We start from the raw sequence: 21,853 nt of genomic DNA on the forward strand, positions 1-21,853 counted from the left end.
AGGTCTCATCGCGAGCAAGCTCGCTCCCACAGGGGGAGTTGTATTGATCACAAAATGGAGCAACACCTCGCATCCAATGTGGGAGCGAGCTTGCTCGCGATGGGGCCAGCGCAGCCACCTCAAAAACCACAGAGCTCACGCAGCAGCCCGGTGTCCAAATGCTGCTCCACCAAATCAGCCAACCGCTCGATATCGCGCTCGCGCAAGGCGTGGTAATCGACTTCCTGTACGTTCTGCAAACCAGCCCAACGCAACAGCGCACTGCACGCCGTCGGGGATTCGAACAGGCCGTGCAAATAAGTGCCGAGCACCTGTCCATCGGCACTTTGAGCACCGTCGCTGCGACCGTCATCCAGCAACACCGCTGCCTGTTCCAAAGCAACACCGGTGGTAACGCCGGCATGAATTTCATAACCGCTGACTTCGGCGTTTTCCAGGGCCAGACGTCCGCGCACATTACGCAGCTGTTTCTCTTCTTCGAGCACGGTTTCAAATGCCAGCAAACCGAGCCCTGCACTGGAACCCGCTGCGCCTTCCAGCCCTAGTGGGTCATGCAAATGCTCGCCGAGCATTTGCAGACCACCACAGATACCCAGCAGCTTTCCGCCGTAACGCAAGTGACGGGTAATGGCCGTGTCCCAGCCGTTGGCGCGCAGGTAGACCAGGTCGCTACGCACGCTCTTCGAGCCCGGCAGGATGATCAGATCGGCAGGTGGAATCGCCTGCCCCGGCCCGATGAATTGCAGGTCGACCTGCGGATGCAGGCGCAGTGGATCGAAGTCGGTGTGGTTGCTGATACGCGGCAACACAGGCACCACGACTTTGAGCACCTGCTCGGCTTTATCGGTCTGCCGCTGATCGATGCCGTCTTCGGCTTCCAGGTGCAGGTCCATGACATACGGCAGCACGCCGATCACCGGTTTGCCGGTGCGTTCTTCCAGCCAGTCGAGGCCCGGTTGCAACAAGGCGATATCGCCACGAAAACGGTTGATGATGAAGCCTTTGACCCGCGCCTGCTCAGTGGCTGACAGCAGTTCCAGCGTGCCCACCAGGTGCGCGAATACCCCGCCGCGATTGATGTCGGCGATCAGCACTACCGGGCAATCCACTGCTTCGGCGAAGCCCATGTTGGCAATGTCACCAGCGCGCAAATTGATCTCGGCTGGCGAACCCGCGCCTTCGACCATCACCACCGGATAGACTGCACTCAAACGTTCATGGGAGGCGAGCACCGCTTGCATGGCGATGGCTTTGTAGTCGTGATAGGCGACCGCGTTCATGGTGGTCACGGCACGTCCGTGAATGATCACTTGCGCGCCGGTGTCGCTGTTGGGTTTGAGCAGCACCGGGTTCATGTCGGTGTGCGGCTCAAGGTTGGCCGCCTGGGCCTGCACGGCTTGAGCGCGACCGATTTCGCCGCCGTCGGCGGTCACCGCGCTGTTGAGTGCCATGTTCTGCGGTTTGAACGGCACCACGCGAACCCCCTGGCGCGCCAGCCAGCGGCATAGCGCCGTTACCAGCGTACTTTTGCCGGCGTCCGAGGTGGTGCCTTGTACCATCAGCGTGGTCATAGGGTTTCCTTGGCGTAGGCGTCGAAAGCGTGTTCGAGGCGCAACCAGTCGGTTTCATCGGCCGGCAAACCAAAACGCAGGCTGCTGTTGTGGGTGAACAGACGCAGCAAAATGCCGTGCCGGGCCATGAATTCATGCAGGTGCTCAGCGCGCTCGGTGATCAACCATTGAAACAGCGCGCAGCCACCTTGCGGCTTGAAGCCATGGCGCTCGAGGACTTCAGCCAGACGCAGACTCGCCTCTTCACTGCGCAAGCGTTGGCGCGCGTGCCCTTGGGTGTCGCGCAAACAGACCTGACCCAACACCCGAGTCGGTCCGCTGACCGCCCAAGGACCGATCTGCTCGGCGAGCAATTTGAGCAACTTGCGCTCAGCCAGTACGAAGCCCAATCGCACCCCGGCCAGACCGAAAAATTTGCCGAACGAACGCAAGACGATCAAGCCAACCTGATTGGCATACGACGACAGGCTCAACTGTGGGGTGTTGTCCATGAACGCTTCGTCGACCACCAACCAGCCGCCGCGCTGCGCCAGGCGGGCATGCCAATCGAGCAAGCGTTCCGGGGTCAGGCTCAGGCCCGTGGGATTGTTCGGGTTAACCACCACCAGCACGTCGAGGCTATCGAGGAAAAAGTCGACTTCCTGCTCCAGCACTTCACGCACGACGTAGCCGTTGCGGCGCCAGGCCTCGGCGTGCTCGGCATAACACGGCGAGAGCACGCCGACTTTGCCGGCGCGACGCAGACGCGGCAGCAACTGGATGGCTGCCTGGGAACCGGCGACCGGCAACACCTGTGTGGCGCCGTAGTATTCGCGTGCGGCCTGCTCCAGACCGTCATCGGTTTCCGGCAAGCGCGCCCAGGCCCGCAATGGGATGTCCGGGATCGCCCACGGCCAGGGTGCCAGACCGCTGGACAAGTCGAGCCAATCGGCTTCGGCGATGCCGTAGCGCAACGCCGCCTTGCGCAAACGACCACCGTGCTCAAGCATAAAACTCGGCTCCCACACAGAGAATCAGCAGCCACAACCAAACCCCGCGCTGAACCAGTTGCCAGCCGCGATCAATGGAGTTGGCGTCTGCTGGCAGACCTTCGCCCAACTGTGGACGCTGATGCAGTTCACCGTGATAGATCGCCGCCCCACCCAGCTCGACCCCTAGAGCGCCGGCGCCCGCAGCCATCACCGGCCCGGCGTTCGGGCTGTCCCAGGTCGGCCCCTGGGTGCGCCAGCATTTGAGTGCCAAGCGGGTTTTGCCCAGCAGCGCATAGGTCAACGCCACCAGACGCGCCGGAATATAGTTGAGCACATCATCGATTTTCGCCGCCGCCCAGCCGAAGCGTTCAAAGCGTTCGTTGCGATAACCCCACATGGCGTCCAGGGTATTGCTCAGACGATAGAGCACCACCCCCGGCGCACCGGCGACAGCAAACCAGAACAGCGCGGCGAATACTGCATCGCTGCCATTTTCCAGCACTGATTCAGTGGCGGCCCGGGCCACTTCGGTTGAGTCCAGCTCACTGGTCTGACGGCTGACCAGATAGCCGACACGCTGGCGTGCTTCATCCAGGTCGTCGCTGCGCAGGGCCTGAGCCACCGGTTCGACATGTTCACCGAGGCTGCGCAGACCGAGGGCGCAATACAACGCAAGTATCTCAACGATCCACCCCATGTAAGGCAGCCAGGAAAATGCAGTGATCAACAGGGTCAGCGGCAGTACCGCCATCACCCAGGCGGTGACGCCGTGACTGCGCCAGCCACGGCCGGCGGAGTTGAAACGTTGCTCGATACGATCGGCAAAACGGCCGAACGCCACCAGCGGATGCCAGCGCTTGGGTTCGCCCAGCAGCGCATCCAGCGCTACCCCGGCGACACTCAGCAACGCCACACTCATTGACTCACTCCCCAAAAATTCTCGTACAACAGTTCACTCAGCGGACGCGCCTGCGCCCAGCCTTCAAGGACCAGCATCGGCGCCGGGTAAAATTCCTTGACCGGTCCCAGGCACAACACCGCCAACGGTTTGGCCCCTGGCGGCAAGCCGAGCAGATCCGCCAATGCCTGCGGCTCGAACAACGAGACCCAGCCCATGCCCAAACCCTCGGCACGGGACGCCAGCCACAGATTCTGGATCGCGCAGGACAACGACGCCATGTCCATTTCCGGCAAGGTCCGACGGCCAAAAATATGCCGCTCGCGATCATCCATCAACGCGGCGACCAGCACTTCGGCGCAGTCGTTGATGCCTTCGACTTTCAACTTCATGAACTCGTCGGAGCGTTCGCCCAGCGCTTCGGCGGTGCGTACCCGCTCCTCCTCCACCAGTTGCTGGATCTGGCCGCGTAACGCTCGGTCGCTAATGCGGATGAACCGCCAGGGCTGCATCAAGCCGACACTCGGCGCCCGATGCGCCGCTTCGAGCAAACGCCGGAGCAGCTCGGGTTCGACGTTGCCACCGCTGAAGTGACGCATGTCACGACGTTCGGCAATCGCGCGATAAACCGCTTCGCGCTCGGCCTCGGAAAATGCGTTGTCTGTCATGGCCTCTTCGCGGGCAAGCCCGCTCCCACAGGGTTCAGGTCTGGCGCAAACAGCGCGGCGATGGCTGATGGATTTGAAGGAAAATAGAAGTGCACATACGAGGCCGTCATCCGTCCTTCACGGTAAACCGCCTCGGCGCCGCGCCCACCGTTAGGGCTCAGACCACGGGCGATCGGCTCAAGCTCGGTACTGGTCAACGAATGATGGTACGTGTGGCCACGCAGCGCGCCTTCGGGTAGCTCGACGGCTTGCAGGGCCAACGCGGCCAGACGCTTTTGCATCACCGCATCACCAGCCAACAGCCCCACCAACTCAGCACGCGTACCGTCGACATCAGTCAGGGAATCGAGCAGATACAGCATGCCGCCACATTCGGCCAGCAACGGCTTGCCTGCGGCGTGATGCGCGCGAATGGCGTCGAGCATTGTGCTGTTTTCAGCCAACGCCACATGGTGCAATTCCGGATAACCACCAGGCAGATACAGGCTGTCAGCTTCTGGCAGTTTGCGGTCATGGATCGGCGAGAAGAATCGCAATTCAGCGCCCATCGCTCGCAGCAAGTCGAGGTTCGCGCCATACGTGAAGGCAAAAGCTTCGTCACGAGCCACGGCAATTCGCACACCCGCCAACAATGGCTCGGCAGCGATCACGTCAGGCACGGTGAACTCGACAGCGGGCGGCAACGCCACTTCGCAGCTGCTGGCCAAGGCTTCGGCGGCGGCATCGAGTCGCAGGTCAAGGTCGTTCAATTCACTGGCCTGGACCAAACCGAGGTGACGGCTGGGCAGTTCGATCCCGGTTTCCCGAGACAAGGCGCCATACCAGCGCAGGCCTTCAGTGAGGCTGCCTTCGAGCAGTTGCGCGTGACGCAAGGTGCCGACGCGGTTGGCCAATACACCGGCGAACGGCAAGTCCGGCTGATAACGCGCCAGCCCCAACGCCAGCGCGCCGAAGGTCTGGGCCATGGCGGTGCCGTCGATCACGCCCAGCACCGGCACGCCGAAGTGCCGCGCCAGATCGGCGCTGGATGGCGTGCCATCGAACAGGCCCATGACGCCTTCGATCAAGATAAGGTCAGCCTCAGCGGCCGCTTCCCACAACAATCGACGACTTTCCTGTTCGCCGACCATCCACATGTCCAGCTGATACACCGGCGCACCGCTGGCGCGCTCGAGAATCATCGGATCAAGAAAGTCCGGGCCGCATTTAAACACCCGAACCTTACGCCCCTGATTGCGATGCAAACGGGCCAGCGCGGCGGTGACGGTGGTCTTGCCCTGACCGGAAGCCGGCGCGGCAATCAATACCGCCGGGCAGTAACGACTACTATTCATATAAAGAGGCTCACAGCTCAACGCCTTTCTGCGCTTTGATCCCGGCCTGGAAGGCGTGCTTGATCATGCCCATTTCGGTGACCGTGTCGGCCAGTTCGATCATTTCCGGCTTCGCGCCACGACCGGTGACCACCACGTGTTGCATCGGCGGACGCGCCTGTAAATCGCTGAGCACCTGATCGAGATCCAGGTAACCGTGCTTGAGGGCAATGTTCAGCTCATCGAGCACCACCAGGCCAATGTCCGGGTCACGTAGCAGTTCACGGGAGACTTCCCACGCGGCCTCGGCGGCGGCGATATCGCGCTGGCGATCCTGGGTTTCCCAGGTGAAACCTTCGCCCATCACATGGAAGCGCACCTGGTCCGGGAAGCGGCGGAAGAACAGCTCCTCGCCGGTACTGTTACGCCCTTTGATGAACTGCACCACGCCACACTGCATGCCGTGGCCCATCGCCCGGGCGAGCATGCCGAACGCTGAACTGCTTTTGCCCTTGCCGTTGCCGGACAGAACCAGCAGCAGGCCGCATTCGTTCGGCGAATTGGCAATGCGCTCATCGATCACGGCTTTCTTGCGCAGCATGCGCGCCAGATGGCGTTCGTCACGCTCAGGGGAATCAGTCATGGGGGAGCTCTCCGTTGAGGCTGGATAACGGCGGGCAGGCATAGAAATAGACGGCAAGAAGCCTGGCATCGCCCACCGTGATGCCGCTGGATGGATCAGGCCGGTCTCCGGACTCATGAGCGGCTTGCGCCGGACTGCGCGCCTTCCCATGCCATTTCGACACAGTGGCTCAAAGCGCAGTTTTTACTCATTTACCGTTGCGGGGGCAGCGCCGGGATCGTCGCCCGCTCTGTCAAAGAACGCGCCCTCACCGGCTTCCCTGTTTCACTCGGTCGACCACTGGGTCACAGAGCACCTGAAACAAGTCGCGAAGGTTAGAGGGTTGGGGGTGGAGCGTCAATTAAAGCCGGGGGCTCATCGATAGATAGAAACCGACCTCAATCAATAAACTGGCGCCAATCTTGTGCCACACTGAAAGCAGTGATATCAAAGAGCCACAACCTTACACCACAAGAACAAAGGGTGAGCAGCATGCAAGGCATGATCATCAGTAATCCCAAGCTGGAATTCCTGCGTCCGGTGCTGGAACGCTGGTTCGAGTGTATCGACCGCTACAACGCGGTACGCGGCGATAATGAAAGCCCTTACTGGTTTGACGAACGCGCCAACCTGAGCCTGCTTTCGGCAGCGGCATGGATGGCAGAAATGGTCACCCTTGAACAGACTCCGACGAAAAAGCAGATCGAGGAAGGCGAGCGCAATGGCCGCGCCGATCTGTTTATCGCCAGTGGAGAAGAGCGTGCCTATCTTCAGGCCACCCAACGCTGGCCACGGGTCAATAACCTGAACCTCACCCAGGCCCTGCTTGATGCCGTGAGCGATGCGAAAAAAATCAGCTATGCCAGCGACCTGAAGCTCGGCTGCCTGTTCGTCGCCCCACAAAAGACCCAGCACAGCGCTACCCCGGAAGAACTCCAGGACATGGTCGACGACCTGCAAAAGGAACACACCTGCGCCGTGGCCTGGTACTTCCCCTACGCCTACCGCAAATTGCACAACGAAGCCGGCAACTACCATCCGGGCATCGCACTATTGCTCAAAGAGGCACGCGGCTGACAGGTTGAACCTTACGGCGATCAGGGCCTAGCGCTTGCGGCACAAGGTCAGACCATCGCCCAGCGGCAACAACGACAGATCGACACGCGAGTCATCCTTCAAGGCACGATTAAGCGCCTGGATGGCTCGGGTGTCTTCGCTCGCGGGATTTTCTTCCAGTACTCGCCCACTCCACAGCGTGTTGTCGAATACCGCCAGCCCACCGCTACGCAGCAGCCGCAAAGCGCTTTCCAGATAAGCCGGATAGTTGGCCTTGTCGGCATCGATGAAGATCAGATCGAAGCAACCGCCCTGCCCTTGTTGCTCAAGTTGAGCCAGGGTTTGCAACGCGGGCGCCAAACGCAAATCGATGCGCTCAGTAAGGCCTGCCTCCTGCCAGTAACGGCGCGCCGTGGCGTTGTACCCTCCGGGAATGTCACAGCAGATCAGCGAACCGTCATCCGGCAAGGCGGCCGCCATGCACAAAGCGCTGTAGCCGGTGAAAGTGCCTACTTCGAGCAAACGCCTGGCGCCCGTAAGCTTGACCAGCAAAGCGAGAAACTGTCCCTGCTCGGGCGCTACCTGCCAGCGTGCCATTGGCAGCGCCTGGGTTTCGTCACGCAAACGGCGCAAGAGCGGCGTTTCGCGCAAGGATACGTCGAGCAGGTAGTTATAGAGGGAATCGTCGAGATTGAGTGTGCGAGCGGTCATGACAACCTCTGCAGGCTACGGATTATGCGCTAGATGTTCTGGCTGAATAACACGCTTGGCGCTCAGGTAGGCTCTCTGCCAATAGGCCTTGGACAAGCTGTCCAGCTTCACTGTACCCCCGGTGGCTGGTGCATGCACGAAACGACCTTCACCGACGTAGATCCCGGCGTGGCTGACGTGCGAACCGCCATTGGTGGCAAAGAAGATCAGGTCACCGGTTTGCAACGCTTCTTGGCCGATTTCCGGCGCTTGCATGCCGATCATCTCGCTAGTCGAACGCGGCAGGGAAATACCCGCTGCATCGCGATAGACGTAGCCGATCAGGCCGCTGCAATCAAAACCCGAGTCCGGCGTATTGCCGCCCCAACGATAAGGCGTGCCGACCAGACCCAACGCGCGAATCAGCACGTCTTCAGCGGCAGGCGAGAAAGATTGAGCGGGAGCAAAAACCGGGGCGCGGACGACTTTAACAGGCGGCGGAGTACGGCTGGCACAGGCGCTGAGCAGCGCTGCGAAGAAGATAAGTGCGAGGCGGGCCGACATCGTCATATACAGAGCATCCTGATCTGGCTGCGGCTTTCTCTGCCGAGAGGCTGAAAACAAAACCGCGCAAGCAGGGCTTACGCGGTTAGTTAGTCAACAATAGATCAGGATTCTAGCGGCTACGCGCCAAACTTCAAGTAAGACTTTAAGTTAGCCTTACAAGTAGTCCGCTTACTTGCGTGCCGTGACTGTCGTTGGCGCCATGGCGAGTGCTCGCTTGGCTTCAATGAAGGTCTTGCTCCAGTAGCTGTCGCCCAGGTTATCGACCCGGACACCACCGCTGCGGCGGCTGCTGGAATGGATGAACTGGTCATCACCCAGGTAGATCCCGGCATGGCTGACGCGACCGCGACGACCATTGGTGGCGAAGAACAGCAAGTCACCAGGCTTAAGGTTGTTGCGAGAAACCAGCGGGGCATCCACGTTGATCATTTCGCGAGTGGAGCGCGGCAAGTTCATGCCAGCCTCTTCGCGAAACAGATAACCGATGAAACCGCTGCAATCGAAACCGGCTTCAGAGGTACCGCCCATACGGTAACGGGTACCGACCAGGGACAGACCACGTTCGAGGATGCTGTCGGCCAGAACTGGAAGCTGGTAAGGCTTGCGGCCGGCGAAATCGGCCAGTTCTTTTTCGGTAGCCAGTTCTTCCTGGTAAATAACGGAAGACTGGGCAGTCGCTGAATTTTTAATCTGCTGATCGTTTTGTTGCGAGACCGGGGAATGAACCGCGCAACCAAAAAGCAGGGTGACAAGTGCGAGAGGCACGAGGGGTGCGAAGCGATTTAGCATGGGCACGACCGTGGCTGAAGTTATAAAGAAGGCGAGACTATGCCTTCTATCGCCCTCATTTGCAAATTCAATCGATCCAAATGTGACTTATCGGTTTCTCGTTAACATCTAAGCGCTTAAGCCCATTTTAAATCTGCACGCGCCGTGAATACCTTTCCGGAAGCGGGTTTTCTGACGCCTTAAATATGCCGAAACGCGCTACAGGCCGCGGAATTACCAGCCCAGGGTTTCTTTGAGGAAGGGGATCGTCAGCTTGCGCTGAGCCTGCAGGGAGGCCTGATCGAGGCGCTCAAGGAGCTCGAACAAAGCGCTCATGCTGCGAGTACCGCGAGTCAAAATAAAATGTCCGACTTCGTCGGTCAGGTGCAGACCGCGACGCGACGCGCGCAATTGCAATGCACGCAACTTGTCTTCATCGGACAGCGGCCGCATCTGAAAAATCAGCGCCAGGGTCAAGCGGGATTTGAGGTCAGCCAGTTTTACCGGCAACTCACGTGGCGAGGTTGACGCGGCGATCAGCAGGCGCCGACCACTGTCACGCAGGCGATTGAACAGGTGGAACAACGCCTCTTCCCAATCAGCCCGCCCCGCCACTGCCTGCAAGTCATCCAGACAGACCAGTTCGTACTGTTCAAGGTTATCGAGGATTTCGATACCGCGATCCAGCAACTCGGCCAACGGCAGGTACACCGCCGGCTCCCCCAACTGCTCGAAGCGCAAGCAAGCGGCTTGCAGCAAGTGCGTACGCCCTACGCCGTCCTTGCCCCAGAGATAGATCAGGCTTTCGGTCCAGCCGGCGTCGGCTTCGCACAACCGCTCGACATAGCCGAGTGCAGCGGCATTGGCGCCGGGGTAGTAGTTGATAAAGGTAGCGTCATCACGCAGACGCACACCTAGGGGCAGCTGAATCGGTTTCATGCTGACTGAACAGTTCCAAACGAACCGTTAGTGGCCTCTGTGTAAAGTTTGCAAAGTTTATACCCGTGACGCCGGCCGCACAATGCAGCAGACCATAAGCAAAATCAAAGGTTTGCGTTAACTTGCGGGTATCGGCGAGGTTTGTTTGACGGCGTATGTGACAGCCAGGAGTGCTCTACAGGCCTGCCCGGCAACGCGCCGGGCAACCTTGAGCACTTAATCGACGGCGCTGATCAATCAGAATCTTCCGCACCGCTGTACATACCAGAATCTTTATACAAATCATGCACATGGCGCACCAGCACCATAATCACCGCAGCCACCGGCAATGCCAGCAAGATCCCGGTGAACCCAAACAACTCACCGCCCGCCAGGATCGCAAAGATCACCGCCACCGGATGCAGACCAATCCGATCCCCCACCAACAGCGGCGTCAGCACCATGCCTTCCAATGCCTGACCGACCATGAACACTGCGACAATCCCGATCATCGGATACAGATCGCCACCAAACTGAAACAACCCGGCGATCAACGCCGCGCCGATCCCGATCACAAAGCCCATGTACGGCACAATCGCTGCCAGACCGGCAATCAAGCCAATCAACAGCCCCAGCTCCAACCCGACCAGCATCAGACCGGCCGCGTAGATCACACCCAACGCCAGCATCACCAGCAACTGCCCACGAACAAATGCCCCAAGCACCTCATGACACTCGTCCGCCAGCGATACCACTTGCTCTTCGCGATTACGTGGCAACAGGCTGCGCAGCTTCGCCATCATCAGGTCCCAATCGCGCAACAGGTAAAAGCTCACCACCGGAATCAGCACCAGATTGGCCAGCCAGCCGATCAACGCCAGACCCGACGCCGTGGCGTGGCTGAGCACAATACCGACGATGTCCGTGGTCTGCGCCATATGTTCGCTGATCGCAGCCTTGACCTTGTCAAACTTCCAGAAGCCGTCCGCCAACCCGAGTTTCGACTGCGCCCAAGGCATCGCCGTGTGCTGCAACCAGTCGAGCATCTGTGGCGCCAGTTCATACAAGCGAAACAGCTGTTTTGCGAGCATCGGCACCAACACCAGCAACAGTGTCATGACGATCAAGGTGAACAGCGCAAACACCGCGACCACACCCCAGGTGCGCGACAGGCCGAGTTTCTCCAGGCGATCCACCAGCGGGTCGAACAGATAGGCCAGCAACAACGCCACCAGGAACGGCGTGAGGATAGGATGCAACAGGTAGACAAACGCGCACAGCAGGGCCACCCCACCAAGCCAAACCCAACGCCGTGTATCGGCCATGAACCACTCCTGCTTCTATATAAGGAAAGAAAAACCTACCAGCGGAAACTCAGCTGCGCTTTTGGCGCGGGTGCCGGGGCGACCGCAGGTGTCGAACCGCCAGCCGCTGGCTGAACCGGAGCCGGTGCAGCGCCCGCTGGCACCTCTTGTAACTTCGCCAGATTCAACTGCGCTCGCAGCTGCTCGGCACTGCCGTTGACGCGATACACAATCCGGTCACCGTCGACGCTTTGCGGGTGCCCACCAAACGGCTCCAGCAAGTGCCCCAGCACCGCGTATCGCTCCAGATTCATGCCTTGAACCTCAAGCAACTGCTCGCTGGACGTTCCCGGCCTGGCAACAAACCGCAGCGCCAGACGCTGACTCACTGCCAGCAATACCGCATCGGCCAAAGCCGCAGTGTCAGCCCCTTGCACACTGCCTTGCTCACGCTGATCGCCCAGCCACAAATGCCACTTGGCCTGCCACTGACCGCCCTCTTGATGTGCGTGCACTGCCAGCAAAGCATCCGCGCCGTAACGCTCGGAGATGTCATGCAGCGGCGCCGGGTCGTTGCCTTCAAGATGCGGCGCGGTGGCGACGATCTGCTCATTCAGGTCACCCAGCGGCAGGCGCAACGGCAGACCACGATGTTGAGCCGCACGCCGCAACGGCGCGGCACTGGCCTGACCGTCGCCCACCAGATTTGAGCCTTCGGCTGAATCGTTCAGCCACCAACCGAGAATCGACGGCCGATTGGCGCCCCACAAGGCCAGCCCGGCCTGACGCAGCGCCCGATCGGTACTCACCGGGTCAAAGTCGACTTGCAGGCTCTCCGGCGGTCCGGCGTCATAGCCATATCGGCTGATGATCTGCTGCGGGTCCTTGCGAATCGCCGCCAGCCCTGGGTTCTGCGCAGCCTTGGCGTCACCGGTCAGGCGCAGCACCAGGGTTTCCAGCGCACGCTGGGTGGCCTGATCGCGCTCCTCGGGGGTCTGATTGCTGACCGGCTCGCGCACTTGATAAAGACTGTTAACAGTTTGGGCATGACTCGCCAGGCTGACCAATGACAAACAGCCCACAAAAAGAAATTTACACAAGCGCATGGAGGATTCCCGACGACAAAAAGCGGCTGGAACAGACCGCATGAACAGACTTGAGCAAGGCTGTGACCACACGCCTGCGCAAAACATTCACGCAATCGATGGAAGATTTCACTCTGTCATAACGATAGCCGGTTAACGGCTATACCTTATACAGCCACGAGCGAGCTCACCAGCACGGGCATTTTCGGTTTTTTTAATGCGATATGCCTCTGCCCGTCGGCCCGAGGATGGCCGCTGCCCCTCAAGCCTGATAAAATCGCGCGCCTTCGTAGACCGGCAACGGCTGGGTACTCTGAAATGCTTGCGCGGCAATCGCGCCACACGTATTTCAGCGCACTCGCCGAACTCGGTCGTTACCCCTGAATCCCCCCTAAAGGCCTGGATCATGAGCAAGCAACCCTCCCTGAGCTACAAGGACGCCGGTGTAGACATCGACGCCGGTGAAGCATTGGTCGAACGCATCAAGAGCGTCGCCAAGCGCACTGCGCGCCCGGAAGTCATGGGCGGCCTGGGCGGTTTCGGCGCCCTCTGCGAAATCCCGGCTGGCTACAAGCAGCCCGTGCTGGTCTCCGGCACCGACGGCGTTGGCACCAAGCTGCGCCTGGCTCTGAACCTGAACAAGCACGACACCATCGGCATCGACCTGGTTGCCATGTGCGTCAACGATCTGGTGGTTTGCGGTGCCGAGCCGCTGTTCTTCCTTGACTACTACGCCACCGGCAAACTGAACGTCGACACCGCCGCTCAAGTCGTCACCGGCATCGGTGCTGGCTGCGAACTGTCCGGCTGCTCGCTGGTTGGCGGCGAAACCGCTGAAATGCCTGGCATGTACGAAGGCGAAGACTACGACCTGGCCGGCTTCTGCGTGGGCGTGGTGGAGAAGTCGGAAATCATCGACGGTTCGAAAGTCGCGGCGGGCGATGCCCTGCTCGCCCTGCCGTCTTCCGGTCCGCACTCCAACGGTTACTCGCTGATCCGCAAGATCATCGAAGTGGCAGGCGCAGACATCGAAAACATCCAGCTCGACGGCAAGCCGCTGACCGACCTGCTGATGGCGCCAACCCGTATCTACGTCAAACCGCTGCTCAAGCTGATCAAAGACACTGGCGCCGTCAAAGCCATGGCCCACATCACCGGTGGCGGCCTGCTCGACAACATTCCTCGCGTCCTGCCAAAAGGCGCTCAGGCCGTAGTTGACGTAGCGAGCTGGACCCGTCCAGCCGTGTTCGACTGGCTGCAAGAGAAAGGCAACGTTGACGAAACCGAAATGCACCGCGTGCTGAACTGCGGCGTCGGCATGGTTATCTGCGTTGGCCAGGAGCACGTTGAAACCGCGCTGAACGTACTGCGTGAAGCCGGCGAGCAGCCTTGGGTCATCGGTCAGATCGCTACCGCTGCCGAAGGTGCTGCACAGGTCGAACTGAAGAACCTCAAGGCACATTGATGCAACAGCGGATGCAAGAGCAGATGTCCGGCACCTGTGATGTTGTGGTGCTGTTGTCCGGCACCGGCAGCAACTTGCAGGCCTTGATCGACGACGCGCAAAACGCGGACAACCCTGTCCGCATTCGCGCAGTGATCTCGAACCGCGCCGATGCCTACGGCCTTCAGCGCGCCAGGGACGCGGGTATCGACACCCGCACGCTGGATCACAAGGCTTTCGAAGGTCGTGAGGCCTTCGATGCTGCCCTGATCGAATTGATCGACGCCTTCCAACCCAAGCTTGTGGTACTGGCCGGATTCATGCGCATTCTCAGCGCTGATTTCGTCCGCCACTATCAGGGTCGCCTGCTCAATATCCATCCTTCGCTGCTACCCAAATACAAAGGGTTACACACTCATCAGCGAGCGCTGGAAGCCGGCGACGCTGAACATGGCTGCAGCGTGCACTTCGTCACCGAGGAACTCGATGGCGGACCACTGGTCGTACAGGCAGTAATACCGGTAGAGTTGCACGATTCGCCGCAGAGTCTGGCGCAACGGGTTCACACCCGCGAACACCAGATTTACCCGATGGCCGTGCGCTGGTTTGCCGAGGGCCGACTGAGCCTTGGCGAACAGGGTGCTTTACTGGATGGTCAGTTACTCGCGGCCAGCGGTCACTTGATTCGATACTAGGAGATTTTATGCGTCGCGCCTTGCTCTTCGCTTGTGCTCTGTTCGCCCTGCCCCTTGCGCAGGCGGCAGACCTTCAACCGTTCTCCGCCAGCTACACCGCCGACTGGAAGCAGCTCCCGATGAGCGGTTCGGCCGAACGCAGCCTGTCGAAAAATGCCAACGGCTCCTGGACCCTGAATTTCAAGGCCTCCATGCTGGTTGCCAGTCTGACCGAGGAAAGCACCCTGAAGCTGGACAAGGACGCTTTGCTGCCCCAGTCATATAGCTTTGAACGCGGCGGTCTGGGCAAAGCCAAGAAGGTCAATCTGGACTTCGACTGGACCAACAAGATGGTCACCGGCACTGATCGCGGTGATCCGGTCAAGGTACCGCTCAACACCGGTATGCTGGACAAGTCCACCTACCAACTGGCCCTGCAGCGTGATGTGGCAGCCGGCAAAAAAAGCATGAGCTACCAAGTGGTCGAAGGTGAAGACACCGACACCTATGACTTCCGCGTAATTGGCCAGGAAAAAGTCCAGACCAAAGCGGGTTCGGTCGATGCGATCAAGGTCGAACGTGTTCGCGACCCGACACAGAACAAGCGCATCACCGAAATGTGGTTCGCCAAGGACTGGGGCTACATCCTGGTAGCCCTGCGCCAGGTCGAGACCGACGGCAAGGAGTACAACATCATGCTCCTCGACGGTACGGTTGACGGCAAGGCTGTCAAAGGCAGCTAAGCAGATCGAAATGAAGAAGCCTCGCGAATGCGGGGCTTTTTTTCGTCTTGAGATGGGTCGTGGCCCAAAAAGATCGCAGCCTGCCGCAGCGCCCACAAACCACAAACCCCGCCAATGAGCGGGGCTTGTGGTTATTAAGCCGCGGTGTTTACCACATCAGATCATCAGGGATCTGATAGGCCGCGTACGGATCGTCCGCATCGACTTCTTCGGTCTGGGTGTTCAGTTGCACGATGCGCTGTGGATCGCGCTCCTGGATCTTCAGCGCCGCCTCACGAGGGATCACTTCGTAGCCGCCGGCGTGATGCACGATCGCCAGGGAGCCGCTGCTGAGCTTGTTGCGCATCAAGGTGTTGACGGAGATGCGCTTGACCTTCTTGTCGTCAACGAAGTTGTAGTAGTCCTCGGTGGTCAGTTTCGGCAAGCGCGAGACTTCGATCAATTGCTTGACCTGCGCGGCGCGGGCCTTCTGCTCGGCTTTCTCCTGCTGCTGACGATTGAGTTCCTGATCGCGCTTGACCTTCTCGGCCATGGCCTCCTGGGCCGCACGCTGCTGGGAATCATCGAGCTCGATCTGACCTTTATGGACCAGCCGTTGCTGCTTCTGTTTGTCTTTGCCGACCTGCTTGGCCTGCTTTTGGTTGACCAGCCCTGCTTTGAGCAACTGGTCGCGTAGGGAAAGGCTCATGGTGCTTACTCACTTAGGCAACAGCTCAGCCGCAGCTGGGCAAATTCTTTTCCTGACGTTTGGCTTCGCCCCACAAGGCGTCCAACTCTTCGAGGGTGCAATCTTCTATGGGACGACGGGTGTCGCGCAATGCCTGTTCGATAAATCGGAACCGTCTTTCAAACTTGCTGTTGGCGCCGCGCAATGCGGTTTCTGGATCGACCTTCAGATGACGCGCCAGATTGACCACGGAAAACAGCAGATCGCCGACTTCATCACTGATGGCCGCCGAGTCGTTATCCGCCATGGCTTCGAGCACTTCATCGAGCTCTTCGCGGACCTTATCGAGCACCGGCAACGCGTCCGGCCAGTCAAAACCCACCTGCCCCGCACGCTTTTGCAGCTTGGCCGAACGCGACAGCGCCGGCAGCGCCGCGGGTACATCATCAAGCAAGGACAACTGTTCAGGGGCCTGGGACTTCTCGGCCCGCTCCTCGGCCTTGATCTCTTCCCAACGCTGCTTGACCTGCTCTTCACTGAGCCGCGGGATATCCAGCGGCGCGTACAGATCACCGGTCGGGAATACGTGAGGATGACGACGAATCAGTTTGCGGGTGATGCTGTCCACCACACCGTCGAACTCGAAACGTCCCTCCTCCCGCGCCAGTTGGCTGTAATACACCACCTGGAACAGCAGATCGCCCAACTCACCCTGCAAGTGATCGAAGTCGCCGCGCTCGATGGCGTCGGCCACCTCGTACGCTTCTTCCAGGGTATGCGGGACGATGGTCTGCCAGGTTTGCTTGATATCCCATGGGCAGCCGAACTGCGGGTCGCGCAGCCGGTTCATCAGATGAAGCAAGTCTTGAAGTGAATACATCTATCAATCTCTTCACAAAACCCATGTGGGAGCGAGCTTGCTCGCGATAGGGCCGGCACATCCAGCATAACTGTTGACTGGACAACCGCCATCGTCGGATCGCCGCCCGGAGCAAGCTCGCTCCCACATAAAGCAGCTCCCACATCGATTATCATCATGGGGTGCGGTTACGCCGGGTTTCGATGATGTTCGGCAATTGGGAAATACGCCCCAACAACCGCCCCAATGCATCCAGCCCCGGAATCTCGATGGTCAGGGACATCAACGCCGTGTTGTCCTCTTTGTTCGAGCGGGTGTTGACCGCCAGCACGTTGATCCGCTCATTGAGCAGCACTTGCGACACGTCACGCAGCAGACCGGAACGATCGTAGGCACGAATGATGATGTCCACCGGATAGGTCAACACCGGCACCGGCCCCCAGCTGACCTGGATGATCCGCTCAGGCTCGCGCCCGGCCAGTTGCAGCACCGAGGCGCAGTCCTGACGGTGGATGCTGACGCCACGCCCCTGAGTGATGTAACCGACGATCGCATCGCCCGGCAACGGCTGGCAGCAGCCGGCCATCTGGGTCATCAGGTTGCCGACGCCCTGGATCTGGATATCGCCGCGCTTGCCGGGCTTGTAGCCGGTGGCTTTGCGCGGGATCAGCTCCAGCTGTTCGTTGCCGCGTTCCGGCTCGACCAGTTGCTGTGCCAGGTTGACCAGTTGCGCCAGACGCAAATCGCCGGCACCTAACGCGGCAAACATGTCCTCGGCGGTTTTCATGTTGGCCTTTTCGGCCAGCTTGTCGAAATCCACCTGCGGCAGACCGAGGCGATTGAGTTCGCGTTCGAGCAGGGTTTTACCGGCCGCGACGTTCTGGTCGCGTGCCTGCAATTTGAACCAGTGAACGATCTTCGCCCGCGCCCGCGAGGTAGTGATGTAGCCCAGGTTCGGGTTCAGCCAGTCACGGCTCGGCGTGCCGTGTTTGCTGGTGATGATCTCGACCTGCTCACCGGTCTGCAGGCTGTAGTTGAGCGGGACGATCCGCCCGTTGATCTTCGCGCCCCGGCAGTTGTGACCGATTTCGGTGTGCACGCGGTAGGCGAAGTCCAGCGGTGTTGCGCCTTTTGGCAAGTCGATCGCGTGACCGTCGGGGGTGAAGATGTACACCCGATCCGGCTCGATATCGACCCGCAGCTGTTCCGCCAGACCACCGATATCCCCCAGCTCTTCGTGCCACTCGAGCACCTGACGCAGCCAGGAGATTTTCTCTTCGTAGTGATTGGAACCGGATTTGACGTCGGTGCCCTTGTAGCGCCAGTGCGCGCAAACGCCCAGCTCGGCCTCTTCGTGCATCGCGTGGGTGCGGATCTGCACTTCCAGCACCTTGCCTTCAGGGCCGATAACCGCTGTGTGCAAGGAACGGTAGCCGTTCTCTTTCGGGTTGGCGATGTAGTCGTCGAATTCTTTCGGGATGTGCCGCCACAAGGTGTGGACGATGCCCAGCGCGGTGTAGCAATCGCGCATTTCCGGCACCAGCACGCGCACCGCACGCACGTCGTAGATCTGGCTGAATTCCAGCCCCTTGCGCTGCATTTTTCGCCAGATCGAATAAATGTGTTTGGCCCGGCCGCTGATGTCGGCATCGACGCCGGTGGCCTGCAATTCGTTTTTCAGCTGGCTCATCACATCGCTGATGAACCGCTCGCGATCAAGGCGCCGCTCGTGCAGCAACTTGGCGATCTGCTTGTATTGGTCCGGCTCCAGGTAACGGAAGGACAAGTCCTCCAGCTCCCATTTGATATGACCGATGCCGAGGCGGTGAGCCAGCGGCGCGTAGATGTCGAAGACTTCCCGGGCGACCCGGTTGCGCTTTTCATCATCGGCGGTTTTCACCGCACGGATCGCACAGGTGCGCTCGGCCAGTTTGATCAGCGCGACGCGGACGTCGTCGACCATGGCCACGAGCATCTTGCGCAGGTTTTCCACCTGAGCCTGAGAGCCCAGCACCAACGACTGGCGCGGGCTCAGACTCGCGCTGATCGCCGCCATGCGCTGCACGCCATCGATCAGTTTGGCAACCACCGGACCGAAGCGCTGGCTGACGGCCGGCAACTGGATATGACCTTCGCGTACGCCACGGTAAAGAATCGCCGCGACCAGCGAGTCCTGATCGAGCTTGAGGTCGGCGAGAATCTCCGCGATCTCAAGGCCCGTACGAAAACTCGACGTACCTTCGGACCAGAGATTCTTCGCCGCATTGTCTTGCTGTTCGGTCTGACGAGCGAACTCGCAGGCCTCTTTCAAGGCTTCGCGATCCAGTGCCTGATCGACACTGACCGCATGATCGAGCCAAGCCTCGAGATTGATACTGCCGTCGGTGTTGATCGGCTGGTGTGCTCTCACCTGTACCATCTTGCTTACCTTCCCTACGACGCAGATTCAATGCGTCAAATCGCTGACCTTCGCTGCCCACGCGCCCTCACTGGGCTGACGCGACTGATGCATGGGAGGTCTAGTCGGACCAGACGAGCCATCCTAGCTCGCTTCAAATAACGCCATGGCCTCGACATGTGCCGTCTGAGGAAACATATCGAGGATCCCGGCACGTTTTAACCGGTAGCCCTGCTTGATCAATTCGACCGTGTCGCGCGCCAAAGTCGCCGGGTTGCACGACACATAAACCAACCGCTTGGCGCCCAGGGATGCGAGCGTGCGCACCACCTCGAAAGCACCGTCGCGCGGTGGGTCCAAGAGTACCGCAGAAAAGCCCTCGCTGGCCCATTCGGCATCAGCCAAAGGCTGGGATAAATCGGCCTGAAAAAACTTCGCGTTATGCAGATTATTGCTAGCGGCATTCGCGGCAGCGCGCTCGACCATGGCCTGCACGCCTTCCACCGCCACCACTTCACGGACCTTCTGCGCCAACGGCAAGGCAAAGTTACCCAAACCGCAGAACAGATCGAGCACGCGCTCGTCAGCCGCAGGTTTCAGCCACTCCAGTGCCTGAGCGACCATCGCCTCGTTGACCCCGGCGTTCACCTGAATGAAGTCACCCGGGCGATACGCCAGTTCAAGATTCCATTGTTCAAGTCGGTAACCCAGCGCCTGTTCAGCGTCGACCGGTTGCGGCTCACCTTCGCCATGCAGCCACAATTGGGCGTCATGGAATGCGCAGAATGCCTTGAGAATGTTCAGGTCGTTTTCAGACAATGGCGCCATGTGCCGCAGCAACAGCGCCAGAGATGAACCGGCGAACAATTCCACATGCCCCAACGCCTGAGGTTTGCTCAAACGCCGAAGCATTTCCGCCAAGCGGCTCATGATCGGTTGCAAGGGCTGTACCAGTACCGGGCAATCGTTGATACCGACGATGTCCTGACTGCCGGCTGCGCGAAAACCCACTTCGAGTTTTTTCGCTTTCACATCCCAACGCACCGCCACTCGGGCGCGACGCCGGTAGGCGAACTCAGGACCACTCAAAGGAGCAGCCCACTGTTCGGGTTCGACACCGGCCACCCGCGACAACTGCTCGGCGAGCATGCGCTGTTTCAGGGCGAGCTGGTCGTTGTGGGGCAAATGCTGCACGCTGCAACCACCGCAGCGCCCGGCATGGGCGCACGGTGCCGGGCGACGCAACTCATTGGCCACAAAGACGCGCTCGGTGCGCGCCTCGACGACTTTGCCGTGGGCACCCAGGACTCGCGCCTCGACTTCTTCACCGGCCAAAGCACCGATGACAAACCAGGTACGACCTTCGAAAAACGCGATACCGCGACCGTCATTGGCCAGGCGTTCGATGGTCAAACGCTGCTTTTTGCCAGTCGGGACTTGCGGGGCCTTGCTGCCGCCAGTGGGTTGGAAGCGCAAACCTCTCTCTTGCTTGGCCATCAGTTGGGCGCGTCGAAAATGCCGGTCGACAAGTAACGGTCGCCACGGTCACAAATGATCGCGACCATCACCGCGTTTTCAACTTCCCTGGACAGGCGCAGCATCGCTGCTACAGCACCGCCCGAGGACACGCCACAGAAGATGCCTTCTTCGCGCGCCAGTCGACGGGTCACGTCTTCGGCTTCGCTTTGGGCCATGTCGACGATCCGGTCAACCCGATCGGCTTGATAGATCTTTGGCAGGTATTCCTTCGGCCAGCGACGGATACCCGGAATCGCCGAGCCTTCCATCGGCTGCAAACCAACGATCTGCACGGCCGGATTCTGTTCTTTCAGGTAGCGCGAGACACCCATGATGGTGCCCGTGGTACCCATGGAGCTGATGAAGTGGGTGATGGTGCCCTGTGTCTGGCGCCAGATTTCCGGGCCGGTGCCGGTGTAGTGCGCCTCGGGGTTGTCGCCGTTGGCGAACTGATCGAGCACCTTGCCACGGCCGTCGGCCTGCATCCGTTCGGCGAGGTCGCGAGCCCCCTCCATGCCCTCTTCCTGAGTCACCAGAATCAGCTCGGCGCCATAAGCGGTCATCGCGGCCTTGCGCTCGGCGCTGGAGTTGTCGGGCATGATCAGGATCATCTTGTAACCCTTGATCGCCGCAGCCATGGCCAAGGCAATCCCGGTGTTGCCGGAGGTCGCCTCGATCAGCGTATCGCCAGCATGGATCTGTCCACGCAGCTCGGCACGGGTAATCATCGACAGCGCCGGACGGTCCTTGACCGAACCCGCCGGGTTATTACCCTCGAGCTTGAGCAGCAGGGTGTTGCTGGTGGCGCCAGGCAGGCGCTGCAAACGAACCAGCGGAGTGTTGCCGACGCAATCGGCGATGGTTGGGTACTGCAAGGTCATGGCGTATTCGCAATCCAGACTGCGGGGATGCCCATCATACCGGCAAACGTGCGCAGGCCATATCACGCAAAGTATGGGGCTTATGGCTTATAGGAATAAGCCATTGCTTGTACTGGATGGAAGGGCCTCTTCGCGAGCAAGCTCGCGCCCACAGGGGATCGGCGAGGCTCACTCTCCCGGCACGAAGCATCCACTGCGCATTGCAGTTGCTCGGCGGGCCAGCCGCTTTCGTCGCAGG

Annotated in this window: 21 protein-coding genes and 1 riboswitch; of the genes, 4 read left to right on the forward strand and 17 right to left on the reverse strand. The window is 60.0% G+C overall.

Annotation, left to right across the window (positions count from 1 at the left end; all coding sequences use genetic code 11):
- Window positions 1-119: 119 nt before the first annotated feature.
- From AC1RPZ_RS21305 to cobO, 6 genes are read right to left on the reverse strand one after another with little or no spacing between them, the layout of a single operon-like run.
- Window positions 120-1,571 (reverse strand): cobyric acid synthase, encoded by a 1,452-nt coding sequence (locus AC1RPZ_RS21305; protein ID WP_493139167.1) that lies wholly within the window; start codon window positions 1,569-1,571, stop codon window positions 120-122.
- Complete coding sequence (gene cobD / locus AC1RPZ_RS21310; RefSeq protein WP_493139169.1) at window positions 1,568-2,560, reverse strand: threonine-phosphate decarboxylase CobD; 993 nt, start codon at window positions 2,558-2,560, stop codon at window positions 1,568-1,570. Before cobD ends, AC1RPZ_RS21305 begins: the two co-directional genes overlap by 4 nt.
- Window positions 2,553-3,461 carry an adenosylcobinamide-phosphate synthase CbiB gene (cbiB, locus tag AC1RPZ_RS21315; RefSeq protein WP_493139170.1) on the reverse strand — a complete coding sequence of 303 codons (909 nt, stop codon included), beginning with the start codon at window positions 3,459-3,461 and terminating at the stop codon, window positions 2,553-2,555. Before cbiB ends, cobD begins: the two co-directional genes overlap by 8 nt.
- Window positions 3,458-4,108 carry a 5,6-dimethylbenzimidazole synthase gene (gene bluB / locus AC1RPZ_RS21320; protein WP_493139172.1) on the reverse strand — a complete coding sequence of 217 codons (651 nt, stop codon included), beginning with the start codon at window positions 4,106-4,108 and terminating at the stop codon, window positions 3,458-3,460. Before bluB ends, cbiB begins: the two co-directional genes overlap by 4 nt.
- Window positions 4,105-5,442 carry a cobyrinic acid a,c-diamide synthase CobB gene (locus AC1RPZ_RS21325; RefSeq protein ID WP_493139173.1) on the reverse strand — a complete coding sequence of 446 codons (1,338 nt, stop codon included), beginning with the start codon at window positions 5,440-5,442 and terminating at the stop codon, window positions 4,105-4,107. The genes bluB and AC1RPZ_RS21325 overlap by 4 nt, the downstream gene beginning before the upstream one ends.
- A gap of 10 nt (window positions 5,443-5,452) precedes the next feature.
- Window positions 5,453-6,064, reverse strand: coding sequence for a cob(I)yrinic acid a,c-diamide adenosyltransferase (gene cobO / locus AC1RPZ_RS21330; protein ID WP_493139175.1), 612 nt, complete (start codon window positions 6,062-6,064; stop codon window positions 5,453-5,455).
- An 81-nt stretch (window positions 6,065-6,145) separates the two neighbouring features.
- Window positions 6,146-6,378: riboswitch (cobalamin riboswitch) on the reverse strand.
- 157 nt (window positions 6,379-6,535) lie between these two features.
- On the opposite strand from cobO, the gene AC1RPZ_RS21335 reads away from it, so the two are divergent.
- A complete protein-coding gene (locus AC1RPZ_RS21335; RefSeq protein WP_493139177.1) occupies window positions 6,536-7,120 on the forward strand; it encodes a hypothetical protein in 585 nt (194 codons plus the stop codon).
- A gap of 27 nt (window positions 7,121-7,147) precedes the next feature.
- On the opposite strand, the gene AC1RPZ_RS21340 is transcribed toward AC1RPZ_RS21335, so the two are convergent.
- The 6 genes from AC1RPZ_RS21340 to AC1RPZ_RS21365 form a co-directional block, all read right to left on the reverse strand.
- Complete coding sequence (locus AC1RPZ_RS21340) at window positions 7,148-7,810, reverse strand: class I SAM-dependent methyltransferase (protein ID WP_493139178.1); 663 nt, start codon at window positions 7,808-7,810, stop codon at window positions 7,148-7,150.
- Between the two features lie 15 nt (window positions 7,811-7,825).
- A complete protein-coding gene (locus AC1RPZ_RS21345; protein WP_493063046.1) occupies window positions 7,826-8,359 on the reverse strand; it encodes a C40 family peptidase in 534 nt (177 codons plus the stop codon).
- Between the two features lie 165 nt (window positions 8,360-8,524).
- Window positions 8,525-9,145 carry a C40 family peptidase gene (locus AC1RPZ_RS21350; RefSeq protein WP_123426837.1) on the reverse strand — a complete coding sequence of 207 codons (621 nt, stop codon included), beginning with the start codon at window positions 9,143-9,145 and terminating at the stop codon, window positions 8,525-8,527.
- Window positions 9,146-9,358: 213 nt separating this feature from the next.
- Window positions 9,359-10,063 carry a DnaA regulatory inactivator Hda gene (gene hda, locus AC1RPZ_RS21355; RefSeq protein ID WP_008033543.1) on the reverse strand — a complete coding sequence of 235 codons (705 nt, stop codon included), beginning with the start codon at window positions 10,061-10,063 and terminating at the stop codon, window positions 9,359-9,361.
- Between the two features lie 233 nt (window positions 10,064-10,296).
- Window positions 10,297-11,367, reverse strand: coding sequence for an AI-2E family transporter (locus AC1RPZ_RS21360; RefSeq protein ID WP_493139180.1), 1,071 nt, complete (start codon window positions 11,365-11,367; stop codon window positions 10,297-10,299).
- Window positions 11,368-11,402: 35 nt separating this feature from the next.
- A complete protein-coding gene (locus AC1RPZ_RS21365; protein WP_493139182.1) occupies window positions 11,403-12,452 on the reverse strand; it encodes a DUF2066 domain-containing protein in 1,050 nt (349 codons plus the stop codon).
- A gap of 385 nt (window positions 12,453-12,837) precedes the next feature.
- Between AC1RPZ_RS21365 and purM the strand changes: the two genes are divergently transcribed.
- From purM to AC1RPZ_RS21380, 3 genes are read left to right on the forward strand one after another with little or no spacing between them, the layout of a single operon-like run.
- Window positions 12,838-13,896 (forward strand): phosphoribosylformylglycinamidine cyclo-ligase, encoded by a 1,059-nt coding sequence (gene purM / locus AC1RPZ_RS21370; RefSeq protein WP_493139186.1) that lies wholly within the window; start codon window positions 12,838-12,840, stop codon window positions 13,894-13,896.
- Window positions 13,897-13,919: 23 nt separating this feature from the next.
- On the forward strand, window positions 13,920-14,570 hold the full coding sequence (purN, locus tag AC1RPZ_RS21375; RefSeq protein WP_493139332.1) for a phosphoribosylglycinamide formyltransferase: 651 nt from the start codon (window positions 13,920-13,922) through the stop codon (window positions 14,568-14,570).
- A gap of 8 nt (window positions 14,571-14,578) precedes the next feature.
- Entirely contained in the window at window positions 14,579-15,292 is a 714-nt protein-coding gene (locus AC1RPZ_RS21380; RefSeq protein ID WP_493139188.1) for a DUF3108 domain-containing protein, read from the forward strand.
- Between the two features lie 148 nt (window positions 15,293-15,440).
- On the opposite strand, the gene AC1RPZ_RS21385 is transcribed toward AC1RPZ_RS21380, so the two are convergent.
- From AC1RPZ_RS21385 to cysM, 5 genes are all read right to left on the reverse strand, one after another.
- Window positions 15,441-15,980: a DUF2058 domain-containing protein gene (locus tag AC1RPZ_RS21385; protein WP_493139189.1), complete on the reverse strand. Its 540-nt coding sequence runs from the start codon at window positions 15,978-15,980 to the stop codon at window positions 15,441-15,443.
- Between the two features lie 25 nt (window positions 15,981-16,005).
- Window positions 16,006-16,839: a nucleoside triphosphate pyrophosphohydrolase gene (gene mazG, locus AC1RPZ_RS21390; protein ID WP_493139191.1), complete on the reverse strand. Its 834-nt coding sequence runs from the start codon at window positions 16,837-16,839 to the stop codon at window positions 16,006-16,008.
- Window positions 16,840-16,993: 154 nt separating this feature from the next.
- On the reverse strand, window positions 16,994-19,237 hold the full coding sequence (relA, locus tag AC1RPZ_RS21395; protein WP_493139192.1) for a GTP diphosphokinase: 2,244 nt from the start codon (window positions 19,235-19,237) through the stop codon (window positions 16,994-16,996).
- A 123-nt stretch (window positions 19,238-19,360) separates the two neighbouring features.
- A complete protein-coding gene (gene rlmD / locus AC1RPZ_RS21400; RefSeq protein ID WP_493139194.1) occupies window positions 19,361-20,713 on the reverse strand; it encodes a 23S rRNA (uracil(1939)-C(5))-methyltransferase RlmD in 1,353 nt (450 codons plus the stop codon).
- Complete coding sequence (gene cysM / locus AC1RPZ_RS21405) at window positions 20,713-21,615, reverse strand: cysteine synthase CysM (RefSeq protein WP_493139195.1); 903 nt, start codon at window positions 21,613-21,615, stop codon at window positions 20,713-20,715. The genes rlmD and cysM overlap by 1 nt, the downstream gene beginning before the upstream one ends.
- Window positions 21,616-21,853: the final 238 nt, after the last annotated feature.

The sequence above is a fragment of the Pseudomonas sp. GW822-FHT02D10 genome, from assembly GCF_058802345.1.